The organism is Chitinophaga sp. NPDC101104, from assembly GCF_050277495.1.
Classification (GTDB): Bacteria; Bacteroidota; Bacteroidia; order Chitinophagales; family Chitinophagaceae; genus Chitinophaga.
Window position 1 is genome coordinate 494,799 of sequence record NZ_JBNNSF010000001.1, and the last position, 16,182, is coordinate 510,980.

The following is a 16,182-nucleotide window of genomic DNA, read 5'->3' on the forward strand; positions in this document are numbered from 1 at the left end:
GCCAAATATATCGGATTTTTATAGCTTTAAGATATGCCAAGACCGTTCCTTTTCTGCCTTTTGCTGTGCTATTGCGGCAGTGCGGCCGCGCAAGGCCGGACAGACGCGCCTTTCCGCGATCTCCTGTTCCAACGCGCCTCCCCGCAACTGCGGCATGTGCTCGGCAATCCGGACTCGTTCCACATTCAGCTGATCTTCACCACCATCACCCGCAACACCTCCGGCAAACCGCAGTTCCGCGACTGGCATTTCCAGACCGACCGGAATCAGTATTTCAATCCCGCGTCCACCGTCAAAATGCCGCTGGCCTTCCTCGCACTGGAAAAATTGCGGAAACTGGGCATCTGGAAATGGACGCCCATGCTCACAGACAGCGCCTGGAGCGGGCAAACCCGGGTGCTGACGGACACATCCGCCGCCAACGGCCTCCCTTCCATCGCCCATTACATCAAAAAAATATTCCTCGTCTCCGATAACGACGCCTACAACCGGCTGTACGAATTCCTCGGCCAGCAATACCTCCACGATCAGCTGCGGGCAAAGGGTTACGAGGATGTGCGCATCGTCCGGCGCTTCGTTCCCATGACCGAAGAAGAGAACCGCCACACCAATCCCGTGCGCTTCACGCAAAACGGCGAAACAATCTATAACCAGCCGGCAGCCTACAATCCGGAGGCTTTCGATTATAGCAAAAAGATTTTGGCAGGCCATTCGCATTGGGATAAAAACGACAGCCTCATCCATGCGCCCATGGATTTTACGAAACATAATTATTTCCCGCTGGAAGATCTGCACCGCCTCCTCCGCTCCGTGATCTTCCCGGAAAGCGCCGGCAAAGGGAAATTCGATCTGCAGGAAGAAGATTACCGGTTTTTATACCGCTGGATGGCGGCACTGCCCTCCGAAAGCGACCATCCTCGATACGATACCTCCGAATTTTTCGATAGCTACACCAAGTTTTTCCGATTTAAAGACGGCCGCCGGAAAATTCCCGGTCACATCCGCGTATTCAACAAAACGGGCTGGAGTTACGGCTACCTGACCGACGTGGCGTATTTCGCGGACTTTAAAAACGATGTCGAATTCATGGTTTCCGGGAACATTTACGTGAACCGCGACGGGGTGCTGAACGACGGTAAATACGAATACGAGGAAGTGGGGTACCCGTTCTTCCGCGAAGTGGGGGATATCCTGTACAACTACACGCTGGAACATCGCCCCCTTCAGCGGCCCAACCTCTCTAAATTCCAGGAGGCCGTGGCCGGATTGGGTGAAAAACCGAAAGCCATCACGCGGGGGGATACAACGAAAAAGCGGCTGGCGCTCGTGTTTACCGCACACGAGTTTGCGGATGGCGGGATGCATATCGCGGAAACGCTGAAAAGCCTGGGCGTGAAGGGCTCGTTCTTTTTTACGGGCGAATTTTATGAAAATCCGGCCTTCGCGCCGCTGGTCCGCCGCCTGCAGGCCGACGGGAATTACCTGGGCCCCCATTCCGGGCGGCATCTGCTGTACTGCGACTGGAAAAAGCGCGACAGCCTGCTCGTTACCCGGCCCCAATTCGAATCCGATCTTGACATGAACCTCCGTGCCATGGCGCGCCTGGGCCTTCCGGAACCGCATTTCTTTCTGCCGCCGTATGAATGGTACAACGATACCATTGTGCAGTGGACGCACGACCTGGGGATGCAACTCGTCAATTTTACGCCCGGGACCCGCTCCAATGCGGATTATACCTATCCCGAAATGGGTAAATCCTACGTTTCCAGCGACCGGATTTATGCATCCATCGTGGAATATGAAGCCGGCCATCCGGGCGGGTTGGACGGATTTTTGCTCCTTTTGCATGCGGGAACGGACGCCAGGCGGAACGATAAATTTTATTTTCAATTGCGTAAATTGATCCGATATTTGCAGCTGAAAGATTACGAATTGGTGATTGTGCCCCGGTTGTTGCCCAGACAATGACCAAAACATTTAGTTCCCTACTCCTGTTACTGATTAACTAAATGGTTTAATTAAAATTTGGGAGTCATGAAGTTTGAGAAGATCAAGAATAAAGGACAGGCAAGACTTTTTGAAAGCCGGTATCTGGAAATGCTGACCAAAACCCACCCCCTCGTGATCTGGGGGATGTACCTTCCGCTGATCGGATATTCGCTGTTTTACAGTTACGACACGTTGGGCTTCAGCATTGGCCGCATCGCGCTGATATTTTTGGGGGCCATGTTCTTTTGGTCGTTTTTCGAGTATATCATGCACCGGTTCATTTTTCATATGATATCGGACAGTCCGCGGATGACGCGGTTCATTTATGTGCTGCATGGTAACCATCACGAGTACCCGCGCGACAAGCAGCGGCTCTTCATGCCGCCGGTGCCCAGCCTGATTTTGGCTTCGCTGATCTTCGGGGCGCAGTATATCTTCCTGCGGCAATACACGTTCATGTTTTTCCCCGGTTTCCTGCTTGGTTACCTGATGTACGGCAGCATGCATTACGCCATCCACGCCTGGAACCCGCCGTTCCGGTTCATGAAGCCGCTCTGGCGCAATCATCACCTGCACCACTACAAAAGCGAAGAAAAGGGGTTCGGGGTGAGCTCCGCTTTCTGGGACCGCGTTTTCGGGACTTTCTTCGACCTGGAAAAGGAGAAGGAAGATAAAGACAAAGTGAAATCGCTCATGTTCGAAAAGTGACACGATACAACTGAAATAGCGAACGGCTCCGGGGATTCCGGAGCCGTTCGCGTGTATATTCGTTTTACCATTTTTCTTCTTCGCTGGCCTGCGGATCGGGCGGCTGGCGGTACGTTTCGCGGGAAATGATCTTTTCGGTCTGCCGGTCGATGATCAGCCGGGCGATAGACCGGTACACTTCGGGGTAATTTTGCGAAGCGAGGATGTCTTTCACCTTTCTTTCCGACACATCCACCTGGTAGAGCAACAGTACGAATTGCTGGAAATCCCGTTCCACCAGCATCTCGATCTGCGCCGCGAGGGCCCGTTCGAGGTCTTCGAGGGAAAATGCGGAAGGCAGCTGGATGCCGGCGTTTTCCTGCAGCCAGGACCCTGTGGCTTCCAGGTACTTCTTTTCCATTATTTAACCTGCTTGATCTTGTAGGATGCGTTCGTCACGATTCTTACCGGCACGGTCAGGTCCTTTTTCAATTGCTTTTTGCGATTGGCGAGATAAACGTATTTACCGTTCATTTCCGTGTTTTGTACGGCGATGCTGGGGAACCCGCTTTCGCGGAGGATGAGGTAATTGGTGACGAGCTTCCCTTCGATGGCGGCCGTGGCCTGGATACCGTCTTCAATGGTGAAGGTTTCGACCCGGTCGGTTTTGATATTGCCTTCGGCGTTGACCTTGGCCGTTTGCCCGTCCCAGTGCTGGAGGTTCCAGTACAGGTCTACCCGGCCTTTGAGCCCCCCGCGCAGGGGAACGCTTTCCTCCCACTGGGTGCCGTTCTTGATGCCGTGAACGGGGTAAATGACAAGCAGTTGCTCCAGCCATCCGCGGAATGCGTCTGTGCCGAACTGGTCTTTGAGGAGTTTTTTATACGCGTCGCGCTCGTCCGATTTCAGCTTGGCGAAAGCTTCCGCGGCTTTTTCCATGAGCTGGTCGAGCCCTTCCACCTTGTTGATGGTGCCATTGCCCTGGATCTCAACGGTAAAGGGTTGGTTGAGCATGAGCTTGAGGGCGCCTTGCAGGGGCTCGTCCGGATGGTCGGTTTTGGCGTCTACGTAAATATTCTGGTTTTTGGCGTTGAAGTTGAATTTGATATCGGTGTAAGACCAATGCATGGTGAACCGTCCGGGCGCGGCGTCCGTGACTTTGACGGACATTTTATTATTATAATCGCGGGTTGTCCGTTGCACCACTTCCTGTACCGTCATGTAGGTTTCACTGCGGCTTTCCTGGCTGAGCGTAAATTCGCTACCCGTCTTCAAGTTGTAGTTCAGCTCCACATAATCCTGCGCGGAGAGGGATAAAGCGAGGCAGCACATCGCTACCAGTCCGGTGAGTTTCTTCATTATCTCGTACTTTGATCAAACGTATTTTTCGATGACCCCGAGCCCGAACAGCGCGAAATCATATTTCACGGGGTCTGCGGGATCCATGAGCCGCAGCTGGCTGGTGAGCTCAAGGGCCGTTTTCCAGTTCGCGTCTGCGCTCTGGATGAGGCCGAGCCTTGCGGCCACGCGGCTGACGTGTATATCTACCGGGCACACGAGTTGCGACGGAGAAATTTGCTTCCATAGTCCAAAATCCACGCCATTTTTGTCTTGCCTGACCATCCACCGAAGGAACATGTTCAGCCTTTTGCAGGCGCTGTTGCGCGCGGGGGTGGAAATGTGCTTGCGGGTCCGTTCCGGATGCTCCATGGCGAATACCATCTTCTGGAACCCGGTGAGGGCGTTCTCGACGTTGGTGTCTTCCGGCTGGAGATACCCGCTGAACGCGAATTCCAGGGAAGTGACGTTGGAATAGTAATGCTGGAGGAACTCTGTAAAATAGAGCAGGTCCAGCCCGTTGAACGTGCGGTGCCGGAAATGCATGAGCTTCATCCGGTCCCTCGGTTCGTGGTTTACGATGTAATCGTACGGAGCATTGTCAAACAGCCCCATCAACTCGGTGCACTTGTTGATGATGGTGGTACGGTTCCCCCAGGCCAGAATGGCCGCGAAAAGTCCCGCGATCTCAATGTCCTGGAGCTTCGTGAACCGGTGCGGGATGCTCACCGGGTCGCCGGCGATAAATCCCGGCTGGTCGTAATGCTCCGCTTTGGCATCCAAAAATTCTTTCAGTTGCTGGAACTTCATGGTCATAGTATATGGAAAAATGCCCCCGGCCCTTTGCAAGAACGGGGGGGCATGTAGGTGTAATGCGCTAAAAGTAAGCAGATTGACGCAACAATCCAATCAGCCGATCGCTTTTTTCAAATCGGCCACCAGGTCTTCCACATCTTCGATGCCCACGCTCAAACGGATCAGCGAGTCCGTCAACCCGTTCTTCAGCCGCTCCTCGCGCGGGATAGACGCGTGCGTCATCGACGCCGGATGCCCGATCAGGCTCTCCACGCCGCCCAGCGATTCTGCCAGCGAAAAAAGGTGAGTGCCGCTCAAAACCTTCAGGGCCGCGTCCATACTATCGTCTTTCAACGTAAAAGAGATCATGCCGCCGAAACCGCGCATCTGCTTTTTGGCGATGTCGTGGTTGGGATGATCTTCGAACCCGCACCAGTACACCTTATCCACTTTCGGGTGCGCCCGCAGGAAGCGGGCCACGGCCTCGCCGTTCTCGCAATGGCGCTGCATGCGCACATGGAGCGTCTTGATGCCGCGGAGCACCAGGAAGCAATCCTGCGGCCCCGGCACGGCGCCGCAACTGTTCTGGATGAAGGCCAGCTGTTGGGCGAGCGCGCCGTCTTTCACGATCACCGCGCCATGCACCACGTCGCTATGCCCGCCGAGGTATTTGGTGGCGGAATGCACCACGATGTCGGCCCCCAAATCCAGCGGGTTCTGGAGGTACGGCGATGCGAAGGTATTGTCTACCGCCAGCAGCACGCCCTTTTCCTTCGCGATGGCGGAACAGGCGGCGATGTCGATGATATTGAGCATGGGATTGGTGGGCGTCTCGATCCACACGAGCTTCGTGGCGGCATTCAGGTGCTGCTTCAATTGGGCGGCGTCCTGCAGGTCCACGAAATGGAACCTGATCCCGTATTTGGCGAAGACTTTGGTGAAAATCCGGAAGGTGCCGCCGTATAAGTCGCTGGAAGCCACTACTTCATCGCCCGGGGCGAGGAGCTTCATGATGGCGTCCGTGGCCGCGAGGCCGCTGCCAAAGCAGATCCCGTGGTTGCCGTTCTCAATGGCAGCCAACGCTTTCTGGAGGGCGTCGCGGGTGGGGTTCTGCGTACGGGCGTACTCGTAGCCCTTATGATCGCCCGGCGCGGCCTGCACATAGGTGGACGTCTGGAAGATCGGGGTCATGATGGCCCCGGTAGACGGGTCCGGCTCAACGCCCGCATGGATCAGCTTTGTACCTAACTTCATGTTTTGCTGTATTTTATGGGAATACCAAAGTTAACGAATTTACCCGCCCCAACATTCCGGCCCAATATTACACGTACGTGCTATCCCGTTTCCGCTGAAATCGTGCCGCAGTGCGGATTTGGGGGGATTTTGAACACTTATCCGAACTACGCCCGCCCATTTCCATCGCTTACGAGATAAAAGCACGCGTTCACTAGAATGCGGTGGGATGTATGAAGATTTCCGATAATTTTAACTCAGGTTTTTCATAGGATATGGTTAAAATTTTCTGAAGGCGGTATTCTTACCGCTTTTTTCTTTAGGCCCCATGTTTCAAACTGTAGTCATAAAAAAAAGGCAGCGTACCCGCTGCCTTTTTGCATATCGTTGATTTCCGGAGATTTATTTACGGCCGGGCTTGCCGGATTTCGGCTTGTCTGCCGAAGCCACCACCTTGGCATCCGACCAGCGGATGGGGAGGGATACCTGGGTTTTGTCCCACCCCATGAGCAGATTGGCGCCATAAGCCGCCTTTTCGAACACCATGCTGAACGCTTCGATCTCTTCGGGGGAAGCGATCACCGGCACTTCCGTGCGCACTATATCCATTTGAGGCTCATATTTATAGGCGCCCCAGATGTCGGTCTGTTTGTTCAGGATGACCGTCCATTTGGTTTCGCTGGGGATGGCGTAAATAGTATACCGGCCTTTGGGAACGGATTTGCCGCCGATGTTCACCGGGCGGAAGAACTCCACTTCCGTGGCTTCGTTGGCCCCGAGGCGCCAAACTTTTCCGTATTCCACGAGGTTCCCGAAGATGGGACGGCCTTTTTTCTGCGGGCGACTGAAAATGGCCCTGGCCACAAGCGCACCGGGCTCGCCCTTCACCTTGCACACGTACGGGTACATGACAGGGTAATAGGCCATGTCCATGGGACTGGGGTCTACCGGCGGCATTTTACGGTCCTGGGCGCCGGCGATGCTGCAAACGGCGAGGCCGGCTATAACGAGCAGAGATTTGAGCGTATTCATATACTTTGAATGATAGGTTGAATTCGGCCCCAAACCTACGTGTTTTTCCGAAAATCAGGAAAGTTCAGATGTGAGAGATTTCATAAAGTTTTCGGCGTCGGGGATGAAGGCGTTATAGCAATCGCGGAGGGCTGCGTAATGGTCGTTGAACACGCCATAGGGCACGTCTGCCGGGTGCGGGTAATATTTGGACCGGCGCACGATGCCACCGAAGCTGCGGAAGATGGAGATGCGCTCATGATAATGGTATAACCAGTTTTGCGACTGCATGAACGAGAACATCTGGCGGAATGCGGGGGGCAGCTGCGGGAGGCGCCCGTTCACCGCGGCATAGGTCTCGTCCGCGAACCGGGCGAGCGCGGGGAGGGAGAACCGCTGCGGGTCGTTGGCCAGGAAATGGTCGTACACCACGTCGAGGAATACGCCGCCGTAAAGGCCGGAACTGGGGCGGAAGAGCTCCCGGGCCGTTTTGGAGGCGGGATGATGATCGGTATAATCGTCGAGCGCACGGTGGAGAATGATCCCTTTGCGAAGGGGCGCCGGGTAATCTTCCGTCTTTTTCCCCTTCACGAAGTCGGCGATCAGCTGTCCGGCCATCACATCCGGATCATGAAAAGATAAATATGCGTGGGCGAGATAATTCATACGATACAAGCGGCATTTCACACAGATAAGCGGCAAAAGCACGACAATCAAGCGTTTCCGCTCCTCCGAAGATAGGTATTATTCCCCGCACCGTCCGCTTCCGATACACGCTGTCCGTTTTCGGAAAAGCTTTTCCAGCCACTGCCGGTCGTCACCGCCCGATCACTTTAACAAAGTCTTAACCCTGGCGCGTGCAACATTTCTTCTTTCCGCTCAACCCCGCGGCCCCGGCGGGTTTCGCGCTGCGGTAACTATGCGTTTTACGTATGCGTTATAACGCACATAACATAGGCTTCACATGGGCGTGCCAGTCATAACTATTCCCTTGTCAACCGCTAAGGGCCGCACTAATTTTACAGCATCAAATCACACACCGCATTCTAAAACATTTTAAATCCTGATTAAAATTTTTCCGCCATGAAAAAGATTATCGCCATTCTGACCCTGGTAACCGTATTCGCGACGGGCGCTTTTGCCTTCGACGAAACCATTGACAACAAAAAAGTGCTGGAATCCTTCAAGAAGGAGTTCGCTACGGCCGAAAGCGTGTCCTGGTACACGACTTCCGACAAGTATGTGGCCAAATTCACCATGCACGCCCGGAAAGTGACCGCGCATTACGACCGCGAAGGCAACCTGCTGGCCACGAGCCGTTATATCGGCGATGCAGACCTGCCGCTGAACGTGATCACCCGCCTCATGAAGAAGTATCCCGACCAGAAGATCAACAACATCGTGGAATATGAAGCAGAAGGTTCTACCACTTACGTTGTGACCCTGGAAAGCGACACGCATTGGACGGTGCTGAAATCCGATTCTGACGGTAACCTCACCCGCCTGAAGAAATTGCAGAAAGCATAACCGAGTTTTAGTTTTAGTTTCAGTCAGTATGACCGTCCCGGGTAACGCCGGGACGGTTTTTTTGTGCCTGGTCACCAATGGACCGGGGCGGTGGTTTATGATCTTTTTGACATTTTGTGCCCTTGAAAAGTGTACCTTTGCGGCTTGTATACACAAGTAAAACACGTACTGTAATGACTAAAGGACCTGTTTCACAATTTATCCAGCATCATTACCGCCACTTCAATGCGGCGGCACTGGTAGATGCAGCAAAAGGATATGAGACGCATTTGCTGGAGGGCGGCAAGATGATGGTAACCCTGGCAGGCGCCATGAGCACCGCTGAACTGGGGATTTCATTCGCGGAAATGATCCGTGCCGGAAAGGTCGATATCATTTCCTGTACAGGCGCCAACCTCGAGGAAGATATCATGAACCTCGTGGCCCATACGCACTACAAGCGCGTGCCTAATTACCGCGACCTGAGCCCGCAGGAAGAGTGGGACCTCCTGGAGCAGGGCTTTAACCGGGTAACCGATACCTGCATCCCTGAAGAAGAAGCATTCCGCCGCATCCAAAAGCACATCCATAAAATCTGGAAAGATGCGGAAGCCGCCGGTGAGCGTTATTTCCCGCACGAATACATGTATAAACTGCTGCTGAGCGGTGTGATGAAGGAAAACTACGAGATCGATCCGAAAAACAGCTGGATGCTGGCCGCCGCTGAAAAGAACATTCCCATCATCGTTCCGGGCTGGGAAGACAGCACGATGGGCAACATCTTCGCTTCCTACGTGATCAAAGGCGAGCTGAAAGCTTCTACCATGAAGAGCGGTATCGAATATATGGTTTGGCTGAGCGACTGGTACCGCAATAACTCCGCTGGCAAGGGCGTAGGCTTCTTCCAGATCGGTGGCGGCATCGCGGGCGATTTCCCCATTTGCGTGGTGCCCATGATGTACCAGGACCTTGAGTGGACGGACGTTCCGTTCTGGAGCTATTTCTGCCAGATTTCCGATTCTACAACTTCCTACGGTTCCTATTCCGGCGCCGTTCCCAATGAGAAGATCACCTGGGGCAAGCTGGATATCAATACGCCGAAGTTCATCGTTGAGTCGGATGCTACGATCGTGGCGCCGCTCATCTTCGCCTACCTGCTCGGCTGGTAAGCAAATATTTTTCCCTGGAGGCCGCATGATGCGGCCTCCTTTTTTCCCCGAATACCCGACCCCGAAGCCCCGAAACTCCCTACGCTGCCGTTTTAACAAAATCTTTCAAGATACATATGCGAAATATTAAATATTTCTTTATGTTTGCAGAGCAATTGTGTTACATATTCACAATTTTTGTAGTTCTTTAAAATCAGGCAGAAATTTTTTTTGCAGGTTCCAAAAACTTCCTACATTTGACCCGCAAAGTCAAAAAGTCAAACGCGGTTTTGCAAAGTCCAACAATGGCCGAACAGGATCAAAAGAGGGAAGCGATACTGGAGGCGGCGCTGAAGCGGTTCAAACGCTTTGGCCTGGCCAAGACGACTATGGACGAAATCGCGAAGGATTTGGAGATCAGCAAAGGGTCTTTGTATTATTATTTTTCCGACAAGGAGCGCATTTATGTGGCGGTAGTGGAACGGATCGTGAGCGGGAGCTTCAAGGATATCAGCAGCTTCCTCGAAACGGCGGTTTCCGTGAGTGAGGTGCTGGACCGCTACCTGTCGGTAAAAGAAAGGATTTTACTGGAATATCATTTCCTGTTCGGCATTCATATGTGGGTGAGCGACAAACCGAGCAGCCTCATGCGGCAGATCGGGGAAATGGTCCACCAGTCGGAAATCTGCTTCATTTCCAGCTGGATCCGGAAAGGGATCAAACTGGGTGAAGTTTCGGAAAAGCATGATCCTGCCTATACGGCCGATTTACTTGTACAGGTGTTGTTCGGATTCTGGATCAACTGGTGCAAGTGGCAGGCCGCGGATTTCGACCTTCAAAACGCCGACAATATAAAAGAATTCATGAACCGCGAAAGAAGTGTGTTAACCATTTTCTTCAACGGTTTGCGATAACCCGGAAAACTATATCCGAAAACCATTTTATTCGACCGAAACCTGCTTTCCTCCCCGATTGCTAGACATGTATGTAGAAACATGAATTAAGCGATTCAATCATTGACATATTAAACTCAAAATTGTACGACAGATGAAAAAGATGATCGTTATGGCCGCACTGGCCCTGTTCGGAACTCAATTCGCCAAAGCTCAGGTGCAGAAAGGTAACTTCCTGGTAGGTGGTACCCTCGGTTTCAAATCCAACACCGTGAAAGTTGACGGTGCTGACAACAAAACTACTGTTTCCGACATTACGCTGAGCCCTAAAGCTGGTTACGCACTTAGCGACAAATGGATGGTAGGTGTATTCGTAGACGGTACCTTCGGTTCTACTAAAAAAGAAGTAGGTTCCCTGGAAACCAAAGACAAAGACAACTTCATTGCTCCTGGCGTATTCGTACGTAACTATTGCCAGATTGCTGATTCCAAAGTATACTTCACAAGCGAAGCGAATGTTTCTTATGGTTTCGGTAGCACAGAAGTAAACGACGTAAAAACCTTCAAAACCACCGGTATTAAAGCTAACCTCATGCCTGGTATTTCTTACCTGGTAGGTAAACACCTGATGCTGGAAGGTAACCTCGGCGGTATTTCCTACGAAAATCTGACTGACAAAGCTGAAGTAGGTGGAGTAAAAACAAAGAGAAGCGAGTTCGATTTCAACTTCATCAAGTCTTTCCGGGTGGGTGCTTCCTTCCTGTTCTAATACTTGATATTAGCGTTTTTTATAAAGGCGTTGTCTCTGATAGACAACGCCTTTTTTCATTTTTTACGCCTGTTGAGAATTTTGGCTTGCTACTTGCATTACAAGCATAGATTAATTTTAACCAGCTATGAAATTTAACCGAGTACACCTGCTTTTTGCATTGGCCGGCACATTAATGTTCGGCAGTTGCGTGGTAGAACGTCACAGTCACCCAAGCCACCCGCACGGCATGCCGCCTGGCCAGGCGAAGAAAGTTTACGGCACCAAATCCGCCAAACCCTTCGCGCCGGGCCAGCAAAAAAAGCACAAGCACTAATGAGAAATTAAAAATGTTGGGATATGAAAAGGAATTGGAAAACCGGAGGAGTCATTGCACTGGCAACCATCATGTTTGCCGCATCGTGCGCGGTGCCCCGGCCGCCAAGGCCGCCGAAACCACCGCGCCACCACCATGGCAGACCGCCCACACCACCGGCACCGCCGCGCCCTCCGCACGGCCCGATGGAAGAAGCGACGCACACGGAACTTACCATAGCATACCCGCATCGATAAACGGAAATCAGTGTAAAAAAGGAAAAGAGACTGCATATTGCAGTCTCTTTTTTTATCTTTGAATTACTATATAAAACGGATATACGGAAACCCGATATTTTTTAACCCGATAAAATAAAACACCTATGATCAAAAAGCTCCTGCTTTTAATGTTGCCCGTCTTTGTCCTGACGTCAATGTCCTTTAAATCACCTCAGCCAAGTGAGCCGAGGTGCGGTAGTTACCTCACAATTGACAATACTTATCCATTCGGACCAAGAATTACCGGGATGTGGATATTTGATATGGCTGCGTTTCAGGAAAGTGTAATCCTGTCGTATCCATATAATTCGGCGGTAGCGCTTTCGTACATCTTCCATCCGGGGATGCCTCCTGCACACAGTTATAGCTTTCGGGTAGATGTACAGTTTTTAACTAGTATTAATTTAGACGATGAATACGAGTTATGCATCAAAAATGCAAGCGGTACAATCGTGGAGAAAGAAACGTTTACCCAACGTCAATTTGGAAGTGTTTTTGGAAGGGTGGAAATAGGTACTTTTTACGTAGCATGTGAAAATTATCAAATGTTCATTCGCCGGAAATCGATAATTCCGTAGTAGACCGATGAATAACGAAAAGGGCCGATACCTCGTGGTACCGGCCCTTTTCATTATCCTTGAAACCTGTTCTCCTATCTGTTCATAGTGATCAGGAATTCTTCGTTGTTCCGTGTTCCGCGCATGTGCTGGAGCATGAAGTTCATGGATTCTTCCGTGTTCATGTCTGCCAGGTGATTGCGGAGGATGTATACTTTCTGGAGCACGTCTTTTTCCAGCAGGAGATCGTCGCGGCGGGTAGAAGATGCGGTAACGTCGATGGCCGGGAATACGCGGCGGTTGGCCAGGCGGCGGTCCAGCGCGAGCTCCATGTTACCGGTACCTTTGAATTCCTCGAAGATCACCTCGTCCATTTTGGAGCCGGTGTCGATCAGCGCGGTAGCCAGGATGGTGAGGGAACCGCCGTTTTCGATTTTACGGGCGGCGCCGAAGAACTGTTTGGGTTTCTGCATGGCGTTCGCTTCCACACCACCGGAGAGCACCTTACCGGAAGCAGGGGCCACGGTATTGTGGGCACGGGCGAGACGGGTGAGCGAATCGAGCAGGATCACTACATCGTGCCCGCATTCCACGAGGCGTTTCGCTTTCTGCAGGGCGATGGCGGAAACTTTCACGTGTTTTTCGGCGGGCTCGTCGAACGTAGAGGCGATCACTTCCGCTTTCACGGAACGTTCCATATCGGTCACCTCCTCGGGGCGTTCATCGATCAGCACTACCATGAGATAGATCTCGGGGTGGTTGGTGGCGATGGCGTTGGCAACTTCTTTCAGCAGCATGGTTTTACCTACTTTCGGCTGCGCCACGATAAGGCCGCGCTGGCCTTTACCGATGGGCGTGAAGAGGTCCATGATACGGGTGGAATAGTTGTTGGCCGTAGTGGTCAGGTGCAGTTTCTCGAAGGGGAACAGCGGCGTCAGGTAGTCGAAAGGCACGCGGTCGCGCACTTCCTCTGGCGTTTTGCCGTTGATGGTTTCCACTTTCAGCAGGGCGAAGTATTTTTCGCCTTCTTTCGGCGGACGAACGGAGCCGCGAACGGTGTCGCCCGTTTTGAGACCGAAAAGTTTGATCTGGCTGGGAGAAACGTAAATATCGTCGGGGGAACTGAGGTAGTTGTAATCGGAGGAGCGGAGGAAGCCGTAACCGTCGGGCATCATTTCCAGGACGCCTTCGGAGAGGATCACGCCGTCGAACTCGATGTTGAATACCGGTTCTTTTTTCGGGTATTTATGTTGTTGCTGTTGCGGATTGTTGGCAACAGGTTGTTGCGGCTTGATGGGCGCTACGGGTTCCGCTACGGTTACGAAGTCGTCTTCCGCTTCTTCTTCCGGAATGATGGCCGGTTCTTCTTCCTCTTCGGTAAGCGCGGGCAGCACGATGTCGTCGTCGTCATCGAACGTCAAAGACGGAATGTCGAGGTCGATATCGATCTTGCGCTTAGCCGGAGGGGCTTTGATCTCTTCTTCGTCTTCTGGTTTGGAAACTTTTGTGGTGGCGGCTTTTCGGCTTTTCTTGGCGGCGGGTTTTTCGTCTTCTTCTTCGGGGTGGGGAGCGGATTTCTGAGGAGCGGGGGCCGGGGCGGGTTCGTCTTTTTTCGTTCCTACCGGTTTCCTTTTCCTCACTTTCTTTTCATCTCCGTTACCTGGTTTATCTTCTGAGGCTATCACGGCTTGTTTATCGAGTATTTTATAAATGAGTGTTTGCTTGTCCAGTTTCTTTGCGTTGGGAATTTCCAGCTTCTCGGCGATGTCAAGTAGTTCAGGAACGAGCATGTCGTTCAGTTGTAAGATGTCGTACATCATCTGTTTTTGTAAAATTTAGAAGTGTCGTAAGGCGGGTACCACTGCATACCAACATACACCAATTAACAAATAATTGTTTTGTGTCAATAATAAAGTCTTGATCATTAATTTGATGGGATCACCTGTGGTTAGGTGACTGCTGATGAAGATGGCAAAAAAGGAACTTAATCAGACAGATTGAGGACACAAGTTTAGCACTAATTTTACGATTCTCCAAAAAAATGTTGAACCCTCCGCCCTAACGCATAACGATTTACGCTCATGCACTGGCCCGCCTGTAATCCCCGCCCCTGTTCAAAAAGCCGATTTTCGTCATCCGAATTTGTCTATTTTTGCAACTCAATTCAAAACACATATTGATATGAGCCAAAGAGTAAAAATCAGGCAGGTCCTCCAGGACGAAAGGACAAACTATGAAGTAACGGTTAAAGGATGGGTGCGCACCTTCCGCAATAACCAGTTTATAGCGCTGAACGATGGCTCAACCAATAATAATCTTCAGGTAGTGGTAAACGAGGCCGACATGGACCCCGCCACCTTCCGGCGTATCACCCGCGGCGCCGCCATCAGCGTCACCGGCGAGATCATCCCCTCGCTCGGAAAAGGCCAGCGCGTGGAACTGAAAACCGCCAGCCTGGAGATCCTGGGCGACTGCGATGCCGAAGCCTATCCCATCCAGCCCCAGAAACAAAGCCTGGAATTCATGCGCGAAATCGCCCACCTGCGCTTCCGCACCAACACCTTTGGCGCCGTATTCCGGATCCGCCACTCCCTGGCGTTCGCCGTTCACCAGTTCTTCCACCAGAAAGGGTTCGTGTACCTCCATACGCCCATCATCACCGCGTCTGACGCAGAAGGTGCCGGCGAAATGTTCCGCGTCACCACCCTCGACATGAAGAACCCGCCCCGCAACGAGGCCGGCGAAATCGATTATAAGGAAGACTTCTTCGGCCGCTCCACCAACCTCACCGTTTCCGGTCAGCTGGAAGGCGAGCTCGGCGCCATGGCTTTCGGCGATATCTACACCTTCGGCCCCACCTTCCGGGCAGAAAACTCCAACACCGCCCGCCACCTGGCGGAATTCTGGATGATCGAACCGGAAATGGCTTTCTATGAACTGAAAGACAATATGGACCTCGCCGAAGAGTTCATCAAATACGTCATCAAATTCGCGCTGGACAATAACCGCGAAGACCTCGAATTCCTCACCCAGCGCCTCGCGGACGAAGAAAAACAGAAGCCGCAGGCCGAGCGCAGCGAAATGGGGCTGATCGAAAAACTCGAATTCGTGCTCAACAACGAGTTTGAGCGGATCACCTACACCGAGGCCATCGAGATCCTCCGCAACAGCAAGCCCAACAAAAACAAGAAGTTCACCTACCCGATCGATGCCTGGGGCGCCGATCTGCAGAGCGAGCACGAACGCTTCCTCGTGGAGAAACACTTCAAGAAACCCGTGATCCTGACCGATTATCCCGCCGCCATCAAATCGTTCTACATGAAACAGAACGACGACGGGAAAACGGTCCGCGCGATGGATATCCTGTTCCCCGGAATCGGCGAAATCGTGGGCGGATCGCAGCGGGAAGAGAACTACGACAAGCTCGTGGCCCGCATGAACGAACTGGGCATCCCCGTGGAAGAGCTGTACTGGTACCTGGACACGCGCCGCTTCGGCACCGCGCCCCACGCCGGTTTCGGCCTCGGCTTCGAGCGCCTGGTGCTGTTCGTGACCGGTATGACCAACATCCGCGACGTGATCCCCTTCCCCCGCACGCCCAAGAGCGCGGAATTCTAGCCGGATACAATTATCTATATAAGAAAGCAGGCGCATCCCGCCTGCTTTTTTTATGCAAGTATGTT

16 protein-coding genes are annotated in these 16,182 nt (G+C 52.4%); 9 read left to right on the top strand and 7 right to left on the bottom strand.

The window, feature by feature from the left end; all coding sequences use genetic code 11:
- Positions 1-33 precede the first annotated feature (33 nt).
- Both ACQKLP_RS02130 and ACQKLP_RS02135 read left to right on the top strand, forming a co-directional pair.
- Positions 34-1,968, top strand: a complete 1,935-nt coding sequence (locus ACQKLP_RS02130; RefSeq protein WP_427319610.1) for a serine hydrolase — start codon at positions 34-36, stop codon at positions 1,966-1,968.
- A 66-nt stretch (positions 1,969-2,034) separates the two neighbouring features.
- A complete protein-coding gene (locus tag ACQKLP_RS02135; protein ID WP_427319612.1) occupies positions 2,035-2,697 on the top strand; it encodes a sterol desaturase family protein in 663 nt (220 codons plus the stop codon).
- Between the two features lie 64 nt (positions 2,698-2,761).
- Here ACQKLP_RS02135 and ACQKLP_RS02140 read toward each other — a convergent pair whose 3' ends face one another.
- The 6 genes from ACQKLP_RS02140 to ACQKLP_RS02165 all read right to left on the bottom strand — a co-directional run bounded on the left by ACQKLP_RS02140 (position 2,762) and on the right by ACQKLP_RS02165 (position 7,719).
- Positions 2,762-3,097 (bottom strand): hypothetical protein, encoded by a 336-nt coding sequence (locus ACQKLP_RS02140; protein ID WP_427319614.1) that lies wholly within the window; start codon positions 3,095-3,097, stop codon positions 2,762-2,764.
- A complete protein-coding gene (locus tag ACQKLP_RS02145) occupies positions 3,097-4,035 on the bottom strand; it encodes a DUF6263 family protein (RefSeq protein WP_427319616.1) in 939 nt (312 codons plus the stop codon). The genes ACQKLP_RS02140 and ACQKLP_RS02145 overlap by 1 nt, the downstream gene beginning before the upstream one ends.
- 15 nt (positions 4,036-4,050) lie before the next feature.
- Complete coding sequence (locus ACQKLP_RS02150) at positions 4,051-4,830, bottom strand: TIGR02757 family protein (RefSeq protein ID WP_427319618.1); 780 nt, start codon at positions 4,828-4,830, stop codon at positions 4,051-4,053.
- 93 nt (positions 4,831-4,923) lie between these two features.
- Positions 4,924-6,063, bottom strand: coding sequence for a cystathionine gamma-synthase (locus ACQKLP_RS02155; RefSeq protein ID WP_427319620.1), 1,140 nt, complete (start codon positions 6,061-6,063; stop codon positions 4,924-4,926).
- Between the two features lie 381 nt (positions 6,064-6,444).
- Positions 6,445-7,074, bottom strand: a complete 630-nt coding sequence (locus ACQKLP_RS02160; protein WP_427319622.1) for a DUF2911 domain-containing protein — start codon at positions 7,072-7,074, stop codon at positions 6,445-6,447.
- A 54-nt stretch (positions 7,075-7,128) separates the two neighbouring features.
- The gene (locus ACQKLP_RS02165; RefSeq protein ID WP_427319624.1) at positions 7,129-7,719 is read right to left on the bottom strand and encodes an ACP phosphodiesterase; all 591 of its coding nucleotides are present in this window, start codon (positions 7,717-7,719) and stop codon (positions 7,129-7,131) included.
- Between the two features lie 417 nt (positions 7,720-8,136).
- On the opposite strand from ACQKLP_RS02165, the gene ACQKLP_RS02170 reads away from it, so the two are divergent.
- The 6 genes from ACQKLP_RS02170 to ACQKLP_RS02195 all read left to right on the top strand — a co-directional run bounded on the left by ACQKLP_RS02170 (position 8,137) and on the right by ACQKLP_RS02195 (position 12,520).
- Positions 8,137-8,580 carry a hypothetical protein gene (locus tag ACQKLP_RS02170; protein ID WP_427319626.1) on the top strand — a complete coding sequence of 148 codons (444 nt, stop codon included), beginning with the start codon at positions 8,137-8,139 and terminating at the stop codon, positions 8,578-8,580.
- 173 nt (positions 8,581-8,753) lie between these two features.
- On the top strand, positions 8,754-9,728 hold the full coding sequence (locus ACQKLP_RS02175) for a deoxyhypusine synthase family protein (protein WP_427319628.1): 975 nt from the start codon (positions 8,754-8,756) through the stop codon (positions 9,726-9,728).
- Positions 9,729-10,012: 284 nt separating this feature from the next.
- Positions 10,013-10,621, top strand: coding sequence for a TetR/AcrR family transcriptional regulator (locus tag ACQKLP_RS02180; protein ID WP_427319630.1), 609 nt, complete (start codon positions 10,013-10,015; stop codon positions 10,619-10,621).
- Positions 10,622-10,754: 133 nt separating this feature from the next.
- Positions 10,755-11,369 (top strand): outer membrane beta-barrel protein, encoded by a 615-nt coding sequence (locus ACQKLP_RS02185; protein WP_427319632.1) that lies wholly within the window; start codon positions 10,755-10,757, stop codon positions 11,367-11,369.
- 127 nt (positions 11,370-11,496) lie between these two features.
- The gene (locus ACQKLP_RS02190) at positions 11,497-11,685 is read left to right on the top strand and encodes a hypothetical protein (protein ID WP_427319634.1); all 189 of its coding nucleotides are present in this window, start codon (positions 11,497-11,499) and stop codon (positions 11,683-11,685) included.
- A 361-nt stretch (positions 11,686-12,046) separates the two neighbouring features.
- Positions 12,047-12,520, top strand: a complete 474-nt coding sequence (locus tag ACQKLP_RS02195) for a hypothetical protein (protein WP_427319636.1) — start codon at positions 12,047-12,049, stop codon at positions 12,518-12,520.
- A 74-nt stretch (positions 12,521-12,594) separates the two neighbouring features.
- Here the strand turns inward: ACQKLP_RS02195 and rho are convergent, their stop codons facing one another.
- Positions 12,595-14,316, bottom strand: coding sequence for a transcription termination factor Rho (gene rho / locus ACQKLP_RS02200; RefSeq protein ID WP_427324353.1), 1,722 nt, complete (start codon positions 14,314-14,316; stop codon positions 12,595-12,597).
- Between the two features lie 364 nt (positions 14,317-14,680).
- Between rho and asnS the strand changes: the two genes are divergently transcribed.
- The gene (gene asnS, locus ACQKLP_RS02205; RefSeq protein WP_427319638.1) at positions 14,681-16,117 is read left to right on the top strand and encodes an asparagine--tRNA ligase; all 1,437 of its coding nucleotides are present in this window, start codon (positions 14,681-14,683) and stop codon (positions 16,115-16,117) included.
- Positions 16,118-16,182 lie beyond the last annotated feature (65 nt).

Bases quoted from the DNA above. Each gene is read 5' to 3' on its own strand.
- ACQKLP_RS02130 (WP_427319610.1), top strand. From the start codon at position 34: ATGCCAAGACCGTTCCTTTTCTGCCTTTTGCTGTGCTATTGCGGCAGT.
- ACQKLP_RS02135 (WP_427319612.1), top strand. From the start codon at position 2,035: ATGAAGTTTGAGAAGATCAAGAATAAAGGACAGGCAAGACTTTTTGAA.
- ACQKLP_RS02140 (WP_427319614.1), bottom strand. From the start codon at position 3,097: ATGGAAAAGAAGTACCTGGAAGCCACAGGGTCCTGGCTGCAGGAAAAC.
- ACQKLP_RS02145 (WP_427319616.1), bottom strand. From the start codon at position 4,035: ATGAAGAAACTCACCGGACTGGTAGCGATGTGCTGCCTCGCTTTATCC.
- ACQKLP_RS02150 (WP_427319618.1), bottom strand. From the start codon at position 4,830: ATGACCATGAAGTTCCAGCAACTGAAAGAATTTTTGGATGCCAAAGCG.
- ACQKLP_RS02155 (WP_427319620.1), bottom strand. From the start codon at position 6,063: ATGAAGTTAGGTACAAAGCTGATCCATGCGGGCGTTGAGCCGGACCCG.
- ACQKLP_RS02160 (WP_427319622.1), bottom strand. From the start codon at position 7,074: ATGAATACGCTCAAATCTCTGCTCGTTATAGCCGGCCTCGCCGTTTGC.
- ACQKLP_RS02165 (WP_427319624.1), bottom strand. From the start codon at position 7,719: ATGAATTATCTCGCCCACGCATATTTATCTTTTCATGATCCGGATGTG.
- ACQKLP_RS02170 (WP_427319626.1), top strand. From the start codon at position 8,137: ATGAAAAAGATTATCGCCATTCTGACCCTGGTAACCGTATTCGCGACG.
- ACQKLP_RS02175 (WP_427319628.1), top strand. From the start codon at position 8,754: ATGACTAAAGGACCTGTTTCACAATTTATCCAGCATCATTACCGCCAC.
- ACQKLP_RS02180 (WP_427319630.1), top strand. From the start codon at position 10,013: ATGGCCGAACAGGATCAAAAGAGGGAAGCGATACTGGAGGCGGCGCTG.
- ACQKLP_RS02185 (WP_427319632.1), top strand. From the start codon at position 10,755: ATGAAAAAGATGATCGTTATGGCCGCACTGGCCCTGTTCGGAACTCAA.
- ACQKLP_RS02190 (WP_427319634.1), top strand. From the start codon at position 11,497: ATGAAATTTAACCGAGTACACCTGCTTTTTGCATTGGCCGGCACATTA.
- ACQKLP_RS02195 (WP_427319636.1), top strand. From the start codon at position 12,047: ATGATCAAAAAGCTCCTGCTTTTAATGTTGCCCGTCTTTGTCCTGACG.
- rho (WP_427324353.1), bottom strand. From the start codon at position 14,316: ATGTACGACATCTTACAACTGAACGACATGCTCGTTCCTGAACTACTT.
- asnS (WP_427319638.1), top strand. From the start codon at position 14,681: ATGAGCCAAAGAGTAAAAATCAGGCAGGTCCTCCAGGACGAAAGGACA.